Here is a 15,027-nt window from a genome sequence, read left to right on the forward strand (position 1 = left end):
TCTTTCGTCTTTCGTCTTTCGTCCTTCGTTAACCACCGACTGCCGACTTTAGATTGCTGACAGCAGAAGGGACCATTAAATATTTTGCTAAAAAGTGCAAAGAAATTACCGATAAGGTACTAATTCTTATACTCTGCAATCGCAAAAACAAACAAATGTATGGATTTGGCCCCTGTTTGTTTCAGTTTTTTTGCGCACTCACGCATGGTTAAGCCCGTAGTGAGAACGTCGTCCACCAATAACACCCTTTTTCCCTTCATTATTGCCGGGTTTTTAATAAAAAACGCCTTTTGGACATTTGAATATCTTTTGCTTTTAGATAATCTTGTTTGTGATGTAGTGTTTTTGATTCTTATAAGGTTATTTACGGAGAAAGGCGTTAAAAAGGCCCGATGAATTTCCCGCGCTATAAGCTCTGATTGATTGAAGCCTCTCTGCAATTTCTTTCGCCAATAAAGGGGTACCGGTACAATAATATCTATTTCCTGCATAAGTTCCCCAAGTTTTTTGTTTGCCCGCATAAAGTCCCCTATTGCCTTATATAAGAAACGCTGTCTTTCATATTTATATTTATGTATTAAAACTTTAATCGCTCCATCATAATACGCGATTGCCGTTAACGAATCATGGTAAAGATGCTCTGACCGGCAAAAAACGCAGCCTTTTACCTCAGACATGACGGAATATTGCCCCAAAACACTCCCGCACCGAATACAATGTCTCTCATTTACAAATGGAATATTTTCCCTGCATTTACCGCAAATATACTGCTCGCAATGGTAATTTATATTACTATGACAATAGAGGCATATCCGCGGATAGAATACGTCTAATAATGCCTGTACATAATTATTAATCGCATTAAGCATTCATCATATCAAAAAAGAATATTCCCACAGACCCAAAAAGTACAATGGGCAACCAGGCTGCCAATACGGGGTGAACCATTCCCGTATTGCCAAGATTGGAACAGATAAAAGACACCGCATAGAATACCCCGCAGGCAAGAATACACAAACTTACGCGCAAAAAAATGTTTTTACTCATTCTTTCAAACCCGACAACAAGAGGTATTCCCAAAAAAAGCAACACAATATGCGTAAGCGTATAGGCAATTCTTGAATGAAACAATACCTTATTTTTCGGATTATCGGGTTCCTTTTCGCATAATTCATTTAACTGTTCAAGGCTTAACAAACTGGAATCTAATTTTTTCTTTCCAAGTTCCATTGGAGTTATGGAGGATACGAATTCAAGATTATCCAACTGATGCACCGGAGCCACCCATCTTCCCCTTTCGTCATAAGCATGTTTTAATATCTTGCTCAACAACCAAGTGTTATTTCCAATCCATTCCGCTTTCTTTGCATTAAGGGTGAATCTTTTCCTTCCATTTTCATCCCGTGAAAGGATAAACACAGACTCCATTTTCTGCGTTTTATTACTATATTTCCATATTCTGATTAATGCATTGTTTTCATCATCATGCACAAGCAGGTTCCGTTGAACGTCGCTCTCAAAGGTATTTTGCTGCATAGCCTCCAATTTTTCAGCAAACCGGGGAACAATCCACTCCTGATCGCCAAAGGACGCAAATCCCATAAACACCGTCACGACAAATATGGGCAGCAATATTCGGTATAGTGAAATTCCCGCCACCTGCATCGCCAGTATTTCCCTGTTTCTGGATAGTCTGACCAGTACAATGCCCACCGCAACTAAAGTAATGGCAGGAAAAAATTGAGTGATTATCACCGGGAAGAGGTAGGCATAATAACGCAATGCGACGCCAAATGAATTTATTCCCATCTCCAAAAAATCATCCAGCTTTTGAAGAAGGTCAATAATAACATATGTGCCGGAAATAATGAGGAGACACAAAAAAAATGTCGGGAAAAACGCTTTTAACAGGTATCTGTCCAGCCTTGAAAACATTTAATTTCGCAAACCTTATTGGTTAAAAGTTTTAAACTCCTGATATATTTGAAGTACTGTTTTCTTTAAAATGGGATGCACCATATCTGGCGCTATTTCAACGAGAGGTTCCAGCACAAATATTCTTTCATGCATCAAGGGATGAGGAATTTGTAGTTGCTCATCATCCACAATTCTGTCGCCAAAAAGCAAGATGTCGATATCTATGATTCTAGGTCCCCATTTTTCCTTACGTATCCTGCCCATACGCAATTCTATATGCTGAAGTTTTTCCAGCAACTGGTGGGGCGTCAGTGATGTTTGCAATTCAAGAGCCGCGTTTAAAAACATCGGCTGCGGAGGCCCCCCAAGAGGGACTGTTTCATAAAAGCGCGAAATTTTTAAGGTGTGAATATCTTCAGACGCACTCATATACTCATAAGCGTTCCTTAAATTTCTCTCCCTATTGCCCAAATTCGCACCTAAAGCAACATATACCGTTTCAATCACGCTAGTATTTCCTGTTTGCTATTTACCTCATACCCAGACCGGGACGGTCTGGCTACCTTGTTTCAATCAACCTATTATTTCCCGTTTGCTATTTACTCTCCTGAAAAAACGGAGAAGGAATTTTTCCCATGCTTTTTATGATACCTTTGCAGGAAAATACCATGCAACCTTTTTGTGGGTAGTTATTCTGATATAAGAACCGATGGTAAAGCAAAATGCCATTTTCAATTGCGTTAAATGTTAACAAAATCTGGCACGTATCAAAAGTTTATTCATGCGTTTTAATAAAAACATCAAAATCTCCTGCCTTTTCCAATAATAATTCCAGCACGTCTGAAGTGCCTTTTTTTGCCAAAAAGTACCTAAACTGATTAATTGTAACACTTTAGTTTTTTGAAAAATTCCAATAATAGCGATGTTTGCCGCATAGTGTAGAGTGTAGGGGCGAAGCATTTGCTATAAATTGTTATAAATAAGTTCATACCCAAACGGGCAAATGCTTCGCCCCTACTTTTAAAAAAACTAAAGTGTTACGATTAATTGCCGTGCGATCTGCGCAAACTTTATAGCAAAGGGATTTTCATTTTTTTTTGCGGGTTTTGCGGGCAAGTGCTGTTGTAAAAATGGGGATTGCAAAGAGATATGACAATAGTCGTGGAATGGTGTGGCAGGCGTCCCGCCTGGCCCTGCTTTTTCCCACACAGAGCTTGGACAGGAATGCGCTGTATTCGTTCTTTTTTATCATATGGTTTTAATATCTTGCTTTTGAGTATTTTGTTTGTCTTCATACAAGCTTTTATACGGCGGGTTCAAGTTTGTAACTTGAACCTTAATATTTTATACAACTGTATCAATGTCAATTTTCCCCTCGATATTAGCAGATGACCACACCCAATCTTCAGGATTTTTTACATATTGCTTTCGTACCGGATTTGCATGGATATATTTTATTTTTTGTGCAAGATAATGCTCGCCCTTAATTATTTTAGGCATATTGGTATTCTCCCAAAATTCAAATCTGCCATTCTTCATCTCGAAAAGTTTTAAAACATTTGGTTCTGTAGCAATGATATTCTTTTGCATCTCTTTTGACGTGAATTTTTTAAAATCCCTGACAAAGGCGATCATATCAGGCGACGATGCAATCAAGTGGATATGGTTGAGCATAAAGACATACACATATAGCTTAAGCCCTTTGTGTTTTTGACAGTATTTTAATGAGTCCGCGAGAATTTCAAAGCGGTTATGCCTGTCAAAAAGATAGTAACAGTTCCTGACGGTGAAAGTAAGGTAATAAATTCCCGAAGTAAATTCTTTTGAAATTCTTACAGACGGCATAATACTATTATCCAGTAAAATCCACAGGTTCCTGCGGGTTCAGATTTGTAATCTGAACCCAATAGTTTATTTGGTAAATAGAGCAATATGTATTTCTTGCGTGTACCGCCGATACGGAAGCAGTAGTCCGGGGCTTTTGTGAAACCGCCGATTTTGATGGCGTCTTCATGTATCACATCCTTATAAGCCTCAGCATATCCATTTTTGTTATCTACATCCCATCCAAGAAGGGCAAAGAAGGGATCAACAAATTCACGCCGGAGCTGTGTTTCGTTGTATTGGGTGGAACAGTATGATTCACGGTTATGATGGAACCGTTCTGTCAGGTCAAGGAGTTTTTGAGGTACGGACATTTTTTGATATTGTTGCCGTCGGAGGCATTGAATTGAAATGTTTGGAGTTGTAATTTTGCCAACAATGTCTGAAGGCCGTTCAAAAGTATAGAATTTTGAATGGGAAAAAGCCATAGCTTTTTGTGGAAGCCGCATATATCTAATTGCATTTTTTTCAAAAAACCGAAAAAGTACCCTACGCGGACAGCGCCAATTAAGAAGGCAGGGTAGCGAAATTATTTCGCCGTTTTTTTGTCCCGGAATGCCTTCTCCGAAAAAATTTCGATTCTTTTGTTTTTCCCCTAGGTGTTTTAAATAAATAACTATGCCTGCCATAAGAGGATTACGTCCGTAAGTCTTAGGTAATTATTAAGTTAAGAAATAGGCAAAAATATGGATTTTTTTAGGCACGGTGGTTGCTCATTACAAAACGCAGATATCGGATTTATATTACATTTTAGACTAATCAGGAGGTGCGGCGGGAAGAGATTCGGGGGAAAGGTTATTTTGTTATTTTAGATTATTTGTACTAATTACTTTTTTAACTTAGTTATAAGGAGCGTAACGTAATGGCAACAGCAATGGCAGAAGCGTGGATGAAGACTTTTCCAATGGAAGCAAAAAACAAAAGATCTACAGGCAAATCATCCCGTATACTGGATGTGCCGGCATTTAATAATGCATGGAATATTTACAGGGATACGAGCATGGATATAATGAAGCGATTCGAATATATGTCAAAATGCCTGGATTTCAATGACAAGGATACTGCGGCGATTAAGCAATCGGTAGAGGAATTTGTCGCGCCAAATCTGGAGAAAATCCTTGATCATATCTATTGGGAAAAACTGGTCAATGACCCATGGCTGTCACGATGGTTTATGGATGAAACAGGGAATATCTCCGATGAATATGTAAAGGTGCGAAGGGCAAGACAAAAAATATTTATCCTGAAAATCGTTGAATGCAAGTGGGATGAGGAATTCTGGAATTATGTGAGATGGGTTGGCGCAGTGCATGTTCCGATCTTTGGAAATGAGGATTTGTACATACCCATGAGGCTAAACCTGGCTCTCTGGGGATACATTCATCAATACTTGTTTAACCTTTTGGCAGAGGCATACAAAAGTGAACCGGAAAAACTACAGAAATTTACTACCGCATGGACAAAGCTGTTTTGGTTGATAATTGATGTGTATCATATTGATTATTTCGCGCCATGGATGTAATGTAGGCTGGTTGTAAAGGCAAAAGAAATACGAAGATGGAGGGTTGTGATACCCACTTCGTTTTTTGGTAACAGTCCACCCACCCCTTAATCCCATCTCAAGAGGGGACTTCTTGTATCCCCTCTTGAGATGGGCTAGGGGTGTGTACTTTTCAAATGCCGGGACAATGCATTTGCCGGTATGGACAAGGGAGAAGCGTAAAATACTGCAACCCGCGACGCCATTCCCGGCAAATGCCTCTTACCCTATAAGATGGTATAGCCAGAAGCAAACAGGCATGAGAACAGTCTTCAGTCTGCAATCCTCAATCCTCAATCCTCAATCCTCAATCCTCAATCCTCAATCTGCAATTTGCCGACTGCCGACTGCCGACTGTAGATTGCCGACTAAGGAACCGGCGTTGCGCCCTGTTGCCCCATATTTTCGTTACCGTTTGCCATATCTTCTAATTCTTTTGCCATGCCTTCAGCAAGAGCCTTGCCCATACCTTCCCCACTATTTTTCACTGCCTCCCCGATGCCTTCTATGACTTCTCCCATAGCGCCTCCAAAAACAGACATCATGGTCAGATCGGCGTCCACTTTCCATTGATTCTTTTCTTTAACAAGGATTGTTCGCAGTGGAATGCTTATTTGAGATCCATCCTTTTGCGTATTCAACATGGTTTCTATTGTTGCCTTATCATTGTCAGCAACGATATCTCCAAAAGTTACATGGTTGCTACTGTCATCTATATCTTTGTTGATGGTCAAATTGTCCCCGCTTGCCATGGTTGCAAAAGTTTTTGCGGTATCAAGGTCGTTTTCTAACAATGCGTCCCAGAATCCTGCGGCAATGTTTCTGGCAACGGCATGAATCGTTTCGTCATGGATACCCCTGTCCGGAGGAGATGTGCGTTTGTACCCTGCGTTATCATTATAAGCAACATCTGCCTCCTTTCGTTCTCTGGAAATTTGATTGTGTTCTGAACCGCCGGCGCTTGTGTTTGAGGAGTCAAGAAAACTCTTGCTGAGGTAAGCTACCCCCTCTTCCACGGCGCTAATTTTTTGCATGAGAGCATCCTGGCTGTTTGCGAGTATTTCTATTTCATTATGCATCATGTTTGCGTCTTTAACGAGAAGGGCTACGGATTTGGACAAATCATTCATTCTTTTTTCCAACATCTGGGACCGCGTTTCATCATAAATGCTTTGTTTTTGCAAAGCGCTGCAGCCAAAAATAAAAATTATTGGCAGGCAGGGAGTTATACGTTTGATCCATTCTATCTTCATGGTTTATTGTGTTTAGAAAGGGTTGAGGCGATTACACATTGCTTTTATGAAAACGAACGCGTAAACAGAAATTATTTATAGTCAGCTTGGTTTCAGGGGATGAGGCATTAATCCGATTCATACGCATAAGCAAATTTTTTTTAGTTATTTTTGCAAATTAGAATAAAATAACTAATAATTAGGAGCTTTTACCATATTCCTTAAAAAAAAACAATGAAAACATCTAGGCACAGGGGGCGAAGCATTTGCCTGCATAGAAGATAAGGGATGTTTTTGGATTTGTTTTGAATTTTATGCTTTGTTATTCGAATTTGTTTCGTATTTCGTATTTCGTATTTTTTGCTTATTTGGTTCTGGCTATGCCAGCTTAGTTAGGATGAGGAGTGAACAATGGGAAAATGCCTTGAGGCGTTTAACGGTTATGTATGGGGCGTACCTCTTATGGCGCTCCTCGTGGGGACAGGGCTGTATTTAACGTTTCGGTTATTGTTTGTTCAGCTCAGGGGGTTTACTCACGGAATAAAAGTGCTTCGGGGTAACTATGATGATGTGCGGGATCCGGGGGAGATTACCCATTTTCAGGCGCTTGCCACAGCCCTTTCCGCGACTATTGGCACCGGAAACATTGTCGGAGTAGCTGCGGCAATATTGATGGGGGGGCCTGGCGCCGTATTCTGGATGTGGATTACCGCAATTGTCGGCATGGCGACAAAGTTTACCTCATGTTCACTTGCCGTGCATTTCAGGCGTATTGATGAAAACGGAGAGGCGCATGGGGGACCCATGCATTTTATTGAGATTGGCATGGGGGCAAAATTCAAATGGCTTGCGGTGTTATTTGCCTTCTTTGCGATTATGGCAAGTTTTGGCAGCGGAAATATGTTTCAGATAAATAATGTTGTGGTAAGCCTGAACGAACTTGTTCGCGGCAGCAGCGAGCCAAGCCTCTTGTTTAATATCATTGTGGGGTTTATTATTGCAATACTGGTGGGTCTTGTAATTATCGGTGGGATTAAGAGTGTGGGACGTGTGGCTTCAAAGATTGTTCCATTTATGTGCATCTTTTACGTTATCGGCGGGATCATTATTTTGGGCATACATTATTCAGCAGTTCCTTCCGGATTGTATACGATATTTTATTATGCCTTCCATGCCCCTGAGTCTATCGCGGGCGGTATCCTTGGAAGTGTGATTCGCTCCGGAGTTTCCAGGGGGCTTTTTTCTAACGAAGCGGGACTCGGTTCCGCCGCGATTGCGCACGGGGCGGCAAGGACAAAGGAACCTATCCGGGAGGGGCTTGTCGCCATGCTAGGCCCGTTTATTGATACTATTTGTATTTGTTCCATGACGGCGCTCGTTATCATTGTAACAGGCGCCCATGAGGTATGTCATGTAAAAGGTGAATTAACCGGCATGGCGTTTTCGATGGGCATTGGCAGCAATATCGGCGCTAAGTTTATCGCCGCAAGTATCATATTCTTTGCGTTTTCCACCCTGATTTCGTGGTCGTATTATGGCGACCGTGCGGCAGACTACCTTTTTGGAAAGAAGGCCGTTCATCTGTACCGCATAAGCTACCTTGGATTCATCCTCCTTGGCGCCACTGTTAAAATAGACCCCATTATCAATTTCTGTGATTCGATGAACGGCCTTATGGCAGCGCCAAACCTTATAGCGCTTGCGGTGCTTTCTCCTGTCGTTGCTTCTCTTATGAAGGATTATTTCAGACGGATGAAAAACCCAAAAGAAAGGCCGGTGTCATTAGGATTAGATGCTCCTACAAATTAGCGCGAAACCCAACGTGAACATTTACGGCATTTGATTTACGATTTACTTAGTAATTTTTTCCCGGAACATGGGGTATAAGACAACAATCTCCTTATAGCCTTTATTGCCTCTCCTGCATTGCCACTATCGTAACACTTTAGTTTTTTGAAAAATCCCAGCAATCTGGATTCTAAGCCCCTAGCGCGGCCTTTGGCCGCAACCAAATTCGAAATACGAATATCGAAATACGAAACAAATTCAAATGACAAAAAACGTAACACTTTAGTTTTTGGAAAAATTCCAATAATAACATTGCTTCGCCCCTACTGTCTCAAAAAACCCAATGCTACAAACTTTACGTATTTTTTCATTGTTTTTTGTCAGCCGGGGACATTGTAAATGGCGGATTATTGCTCCTTAAAAATCGATTGCAGAATTTATGATTAATAATTACAATGGTTAACTCAATTGATAAAGCCGAAAATTCATCAGTTTAAAAAAAACATGTGCCATAAGTTGTTCGTATGATTAAATAGAATTTTTTAAAAATTTTGTCAAACATGGATTTTGCAACAGAGCCTATACAGGTATATTGAGAGATAGTTACAATAATTCAATAATTTTGAACAATTGTTTAAAAAATTGATACAAGAAAAGGAGTTTTGAAAAAATGTCATATATACCGAAAGATAATGGCGAAAATATAAATAGGGAAAACAAAAAAACATATAGGGCAAAGAAGAAAAAAAGGTTTATCTTCACTACCATTGCTTTAATATTTATTGCAATACTGATTATTTTGTTACGCAGAGATGCGCCGCCAATACTTGAAATCTCTCCAATCAATCTGAATTTTGGAGACAAACAAACAGATATGGAATTTACCATTAAAAATGCGGCAAAGGCTGAAGGCTTTTTTCGTCCGGACGTTAAAAATCTAACTTTTGAAATCGAGAGCAAAAAACACCCCCATTGGCTTACCATTAAACCTGTAACCGGCGCTATAAAGGAAACCCCGGAAAAAATTAGCGTAAAAGTAGATAGAAACTTTATGCCCTATGGTAGTTCTATGGATGAATTAAGGATTTTAACAAATGCAGGGGATGCTAAAGTTCGAATACTCGTGCAAAAAAGTGAAGAAAGATTAACCCTTATATCTCCGGCGGCAAGCACTTCAATTTCCGTAGGTGATAACAGGTCAATAGAATGGACGGCAACTTCAGGCGTAAGCGAAAGTGTAAACATTTTTCTCTATTCAAAAGAAGAAAAAATTGGAACCATTGCGGACAATTATAATTTCAGGAAAGATGATACTTCCAAAGGATCATTTACCTGGAAAGTTGATGATTTTATCCGTGAGGGGGATGATTATGCAATTCGGATAGAAGATGCCGTAAATCCGGCATTATTTGATGAAATCCGTCCCATAAAGATCCTCCAGCCTGTTCGGAAGATAAAGATATTAAATCAAACAACAGACCATCAGATTCCCAACACGATACAATTTATATTCTCATTAAGAGATCAGAGCAATCACGCTATTTTATTTGACCCTAATAAAGTTGTTTGGGAAAACATAAAGATTTGGGAAAACGAAACGGAGATTGATTATTTGGAGAGCCATGCGCTTCTTTACTCACAAGATGATTTTCAATTACAGGTTATGATAGTTCTGGACTATTCAGCATCAATGTATGAAAAGAACGGGGATATTACCCGGATGGCATTAAGCGCTAAAGATTTAATAGAAAGCCTTAATGATACACATCAGGTAGGCGTGGTTGAATTCCATAGGCCCGATAAACCTCCTGCAATTCTACAAGATTTTACGACGTATAAGAATGCCGCCATAGAAGCGGTTCGCCAGTTTAGTTCCGGCAAGATTTACCGGGATTTTTCCAGTTGCTGGGATGCGGTACTAAAAGGATTAAAACAATTCCCGGAAAAACCAGACCCGGATATTTTTAAAACCCTCGTGTTCTTATCCGACGGATTTGATAACAGCAGTTTTAGTACTCCCGATAATGTTATATCCCTGGCAAAAGAGAGGGACGTTCACATCTATGTACTGGGAATAGGGCGAGGCAGCGAAGAGGATGTGTTAAAAAATATCGCACTGGAAACCGGAGGTACTTATGTTCATGCTGAAAATATAGCTGTATTACAAGAAAGGTTTAAACAAACAATCAAAGATATAAAAGGTCAATATAAAATAAAATATATTACTCCCAAAAAACCGGAGGATGGAAAATTTATTGTAAAAAGCGAGATTACTTACGGCGGCGTTATCGGCGCACCTTTATTGCATGACGAAGTAGAACCTTCTTCTATCTTTGGGAAGACTATAGAAGGAATCATACGCTTTTCCACGCCTTCTGTTATTATGTATAATCAGGCAGAAATATTTATCTGGTGCGAACATGTGCCAAGGTATATCAATGAATTTCGTTTTTGGATAGGGCTGGAGAAGCCTTATGACGTGATACTTACATCATCTTATGATGGGGGACTATGCCAAAATTGGATATTAAGCAAAGATCCTGATGGCTGGTACCGTCTATCATCCCCGGACAAAACAGACCCCCGCTATAATCTTGAATTTGGAGACTTCGGAACTCTTTGTAAGATAGTGGTTGCCGATATTTATGAGAAAGGATTTGCCATTCCTTTTAAATTGGATAATTCAATCTATGATATGGGGCAAGTATTTTATGAGGAGGGGAAAATATCTCAGTCAAAAGACTTTTCTACCATCATTTCCGTTGGAAATACCGTTGAATGGATACCATAATCAGTAATTTCTTTGCATTTTTTGGCAAAATTTTTAATACAGTCGGCAGATTGCAGATTGAGGATTGAGGACTGAGGACTGAGGACTGTTTTTCCTCTACTCTTTACCTGCCGCAACATAAGGGCGAATCTTTTCAAGTGTTTTAGCGCTAATTCCTTTTACTTTGAGCAAATCATCTACGACTCTATAGGGGCGACTGGCTATAATTCTTTCAGCAAGAACCGGACCGATTCCTTTGATAGATTGAAGCTCTTCTTTACTGGCAGTGTTTAGGTCAAGCAAGTTTTTGGGGGAGAGCGCTTTTTTAACCTGGCCTTGTAATTCTTTTAATTCCTGATCTTCACTACGTTGCTTTGAACGAAGTTCGGCAATCTGATCAGGTTCACACTCCGACCAAATACCAACACGTTTCAAAATGGCCGAAATCTCAATATCCCGAAGTCTTTCAATCATTTCAGCACGTGATACTCCATCGGGTGTTTCTCTGCCTATACCATAAGTACGGGCAAAACCATTTTTAACGAGTAGGCTCGCAAAATCATCTCCATCGGATGTAGTGATGAATCCATATATGCGGCCTTTGGCTGACCTTCCCAAGGCACTTGCAAAGGCTGTATGAATAGTAAAAGGTTTCGCAAGGATACTTGCAGCAAAAGTTTTTGCTTCATTGCCAAAATGAATAGTGCGTTCTACGCCAGGCAATCCGAAATAGCGCATTTGTTCCCTTACTCGCTGCGCATCGCTTTTAGAGCCGACAGAAGTTTCAGGACAGTCAACAAAATAAAGCCTGATATGGAGAGGTTTTCCATCACCTTCCACAAAGAAGCTATCTCCATCATTTGCCGGGTTATTTATCAATTTGGCATTAGTGATCTTCTGCAACTCAGCAGCATGTGATAGGGAAATTCCTATAAACAACAATACTACTGCAAGGGATAGGGATTTGATGAGTAATTTAATCAATCCGTTCATATTGACTCGACATTAAAAAGGTTTTGCATAACGAATAAATAAGCCGCCACGCTTTTTGTGGTCGGCTGGATTGCATTGGTATGTGGTTTTTCCAATCCAATATTTTTTAGTAGATTTTCAAGAACTTTCCAGGAATTGAAAATGTCAATTAAATGTATCTGATTGTATTTGATTTTTACAGTAAAACCATCCCATTCAATTACTTTGTCAGGAATACCCCTCATATCCTTCTTTCTGTAAAATAGAATATTGGTAACACTTTATCAAATTACGATAAAATGCCGTTTGCTCTTTACGACACACTTTTTTTAAGCTGTTGTATCTTGTCTCTTAATTCCGCCGCCCTCTCAAACGCCAATTTCTCGGCGGCTTTCAGCATTTCGGCTTCCAATTCGTTAATGTACTCCTGGGTAATGTATTCTTCTTCGCTTTCCGCAACGGCTTCATAGACTATCTTGTGCGAAGAAATATCAGACTCTATCCCCTTTTTGATTTCCTTTTGTATCGTAGCGGGAGTAATGTTATGTTCCTTATTATATGCGCTTTGAATTGCCCGACGACGGTTGGTTTCGTCAATTGCCCGCCGCATGGATTTTGTTATTTCATCCCCATACAATATCACCTCAGCGTTGACATTCCGGGCTGTCCTGCCGATGGTTTGTATAAGGGAGGTTTCAGAACGGAGAAAACCTTCCTTGTCCGCATCAAGAATAGCCACCAAAGAAACCTCGGGTAAGTCTAATCCTTCCCGTAACAAATTGACGCCAATCAATACATCAAACGTCCCCATTCTCAACTCCCTGAGAATAGTGACTCTTTCTATGGCATTAATCTCGGAATGCAGATACATACACTTAATCCCCTCTTCCTTTAAATACCCGCTTAAGTCCTCCGCCAGCCGCTTTGTCAATGTGGTGACAAGCGTCCGTTCTTTTCTCAAAGTTCTTTTTTTAATTTCCGTTATCAAATCATTGACTTGTGTTTTTGCGGGTTTTACGTAAATTATCGGATCCACAAGGCCGGTAGGGCGAATAATCTGTTCCACGATATTGTTTTGAGATTTTTTCAGTTCGTAAGGGCCGGGGGTTGCTGAAACAAAAAGTATCTGCTGAATCCTTGATTCCCACTCGTCAAACCTCAGCGGCCGGTTATCAAGGGCGGATGGCAGCCGGAAGCCATATTCAACCAGCGTTTCTTTACGCGCCCTGTCCCCATGATACATGCCGGCAATTTGAGGCGTTGAAACATGGGACTCGTCAACGATGAGGAAAAAATCTTTCGGAAAATAATCAAATAGCGTATAAGGCGGCTCTCCCGGCGCTCGTCCGCTTATGTGCCTTGAATAATTTTCAATTCCATGGCAATACCCTATTTCCAGAAGCATTTCAATATCATACCGCGTCCGCGCTTCCAGGCGCTGCGCCTCCAACAATTTATCACGGGAACGAAGGTCCTTAAGGCGGCCATTTAATTCAGCGGTAATTGATTGGACAACACGTTCTATTTTCTCTTCCGGCATGACAAAATGCTTTGCAGGATAAACAGAAACCTCTTTTATTTTTTGCAATGTATTGCCTGTTAAAGGGTCTATCATGGAAATCTTATCCACCTCATCCCCGAACAACTCCACCCGGTACGCAAACTCTTCGTAGGCGGGAAACACTTCGATAACATCTCCCCGCACCCGGAATGTTCCGCGGCTAAAGTGGCTGTCATTCCGTTCGTATTGAATACTGATAAGTTTTTTCAAAACAGTGTCCCGCTCTACTTCATCACCCTTGCTGAGATGCAGATACATTTCACGATATTCTTCCGGGGATCCAAGACCATATATACAGGAAACGCTTGCGACAATAATTACGTCTTTGCGCGACATAAGGACACTGGTCGCCGCCAATCGTAAGCGGTCAATTTCCTGGTTAATCGTTGCCTCTTTTTCAATATAAATATCACGCTGCGGAATATATGCCTCGGGTTGATAATAATCGTAATAACTCACGAAGTACCCCACCGCATTTTTAGTGAAAAAATCCTTAAATTCGCTGTAAAGCTGTGCTGCAAGGGTTTTATTGTGGGTCATAACCAGTGTCGGTTTTCCTAATGCAGCAATGACATTTGCCATAGTAAATGTCTTGCCCGATCCTGTAACGCCAAGCAATGTTTGAAATGTGGCGTTTTTCCTGTAATTTTCCACCAGTTTGCGGATTGCCTCCGGCTGGTCGCCTTTGGGTTCGAAGGGGGAGATTAATTCAAAATCGTACATAAACACAGACTTTCCTGCCGTTTAGCCCGGAAATTAATTTTCCTGTTCCTTTACAACCGTCTTCGTTAGTTGGTATTTCATTCATGATTGTCTGATACATGCGCGCTGCCGGTGCCTGCTATCGCGCAATCTTTTAATAACGCTATTATCTTCTTTCCTATGCCATCGATGCGGCGCAATTCATCCAAACTTTCAAATCTGCCATATTTTTCGCGATAGGCAACAATTGCTTTTGCCTTTGTCTCTCCTACTTTTGGCAATAATAACAATTCATACCACGGGGACTCATTAATATCGATTTTTGTTTTCAGGTCTTCGGGGGTAAGAACGCTTACTATTTCCGTTTCCGGCAACCACCAATGGTAATCTCTTCCCGCCTTTATTGCAATTCCGGCAAATAAAACCGTTGTAAGAAAAAAGATAATAATAAGTTGTTTTTTTGCAGGTGAAGATTTATTTGGCTGTTTTTTCGCATCTTCCATAATAACAATACCATGATTTTGGATAAAAAATACGAAGCACAAAGCATACAGCACGAAATACGAAATACGAAATACGAAACAAATTCCAAAATACAAAATCCCAATGAAACAACTCCGGAAGTTTGGAGCATTGGGTTTTTTGTCATTTGAATTTGTTT

General features: G+C 40.4%; 12 protein-coding genes. 3 read left to right on the forward strand and 9 right to left on the reverse strand.

Annotated elements, in window-relative coordinates:
* Positions 1–119 precede the first annotated feature (119 nt).
* From ABJL82_RS07125 to ABJL82_RS07145, 5 genes are all read right to left on the reverse strand, one after another.
* A complete protein-coding gene (locus tag ABJL82_RS07125) occupies positions 120–869 on the reverse strand; it encodes a ComF family protein (RefSeq protein ID WP_347274044.1) in 750 nt (249 codons plus the stop codon).
* Positions 862–1,935: an LptF/LptG family permease gene (locus tag ABJL82_RS07130; RefSeq protein WP_347274045.1), complete on the reverse strand. Its 1,074-nt coding sequence runs from the start codon at positions 1,933–1,935 to the stop codon at positions 862–864. The genes ABJL82_RS07125 and ABJL82_RS07130 overlap by 8 nt, the downstream gene beginning before the upstream one ends.
* A 15-nt stretch (positions 1,936–1,950) precedes the next feature.
* The gene (gene folK / locus ABJL82_RS07135; RefSeq protein WP_347274046.1) at positions 1,951–2,424 is read right to left on the reverse strand and encodes a 2-amino-4-hydroxy-6-hydroxymethyldihydropteridine diphosphokinase; all 474 of its coding nucleotides are present in this window, start codon (positions 2,422–2,424) and stop codon (positions 1,951–1,953) included.
* An 837-nt stretch (positions 2,425–3,261) separates the two neighbouring features.
* Positions 3,262–3,762 (reverse strand): transposase, encoded by a 501-nt coding sequence (locus ABJL82_RS07140; protein WP_347274047.1) that lies wholly within the window; start codon positions 3,760–3,762, stop codon positions 3,262–3,264.
* Positions 3,750–4,115 carry a hypothetical protein gene (locus tag ABJL82_RS07145; protein ID WP_347274048.1) on the reverse strand — a complete coding sequence of 122 codons (366 nt, stop codon included), beginning with the start codon at positions 4,113–4,115 and terminating at the stop codon, positions 3,750–3,752. Before ABJL82_RS07145 ends, ABJL82_RS07140 begins: the two co-directional genes overlap by 13 nt.
* A 548-nt stretch (positions 4,116–4,663) precedes the next feature.
* On the opposite strand from ABJL82_RS07145, the gene ABJL82_RS07150 reads away from it, so the two are divergent.
* Positions 4,664–5,323 carry a protoglobin family protein gene (locus ABJL82_RS07150; RefSeq protein WP_099325098.1) on the forward strand — a complete coding sequence of 220 codons (660 nt, stop codon included), beginning with the start codon at positions 4,664–4,666 and terminating at the stop codon, positions 5,321–5,323.
* 386 nt (positions 5,324–5,709) lie between these two features.
* On the opposite strand, the gene ABJL82_RS07155 is transcribed toward ABJL82_RS07150, so the two are convergent.
* A complete protein-coding gene (locus ABJL82_RS07155; RefSeq protein WP_347274049.1) occupies positions 5,710–6,594 on the reverse strand; it encodes a hypothetical protein in 885 nt (294 codons plus the stop codon).
* 390 nt (positions 6,595–6,984) lie between these two features.
* Here ABJL82_RS07155 and ABJL82_RS07160 point away from each other — a divergent pair, with 390 nt between their 5' ends.
* Together ABJL82_RS07160 and ABJL82_RS07165 are read left to right on the forward strand one after the other, a co-directional pair.
* Positions 6,985–8,382 carry a sodium:alanine symporter family protein gene (locus ABJL82_RS07160; protein ID WP_347274050.1) on the forward strand — a complete coding sequence of 466 codons (1,398 nt, stop codon included), beginning with the start codon at positions 6,985–6,987 and terminating at the stop codon, positions 8,380–8,382.
* Between the two features lie 649 nt (positions 8,383–9,031).
* Positions 9,032–11,152, forward strand: coding sequence for a VWA domain-containing protein (locus ABJL82_RS07165; RefSeq protein WP_347274051.1), 2,121 nt, complete (start codon positions 9,032–9,034; stop codon positions 11,150–11,152).
* A gap of 96 nt (positions 11,153–11,248) precedes the next feature.
* Here ABJL82_RS07165 and ABJL82_RS07170 read toward each other — a convergent pair whose 3' ends face one another.
* From ABJL82_RS07170 to ABJL82_RS07180, 3 genes are all read right to left on the reverse strand, one after another.
* Positions 11,249–12,124, reverse strand: coding sequence for a helix-hairpin-helix domain-containing protein (locus ABJL82_RS07170; RefSeq protein WP_347274052.1), 876 nt, complete (start codon positions 12,122–12,124; stop codon positions 11,249–11,251).
* A gap of 292 nt (positions 12,125–12,416) precedes the next feature.
* Positions 12,417–14,387: an excinuclease ABC subunit UvrB gene (uvrB, locus tag ABJL82_RS07175; protein ID WP_347274053.1), complete on the reverse strand. Its 1,971-nt coding sequence runs from the start codon at positions 14,385–14,387 to the stop codon at positions 12,417–12,419.
* Positions 14,388–14,464: 77 nt separating this feature from the next.
* Positions 14,465–14,869, reverse strand: coding sequence for a helix-hairpin-helix domain-containing protein (locus tag ABJL82_RS07180; RefSeq protein WP_347274054.1), 405 nt, complete (start codon positions 14,867–14,869; stop codon positions 14,465–14,467).
* Between the last annotated feature and the right edge of the window lie 158 nt (positions 14,870–15,027).

It is taken from the genome of Candidatus Kuenenia sp. (assembly GCF_039794105.1).
Taxonomy (GTDB): domain Bacteria; phylum Planctomycetota; class Brocadiia; order Brocadiales; family Brocadiaceae; genus Kuenenia.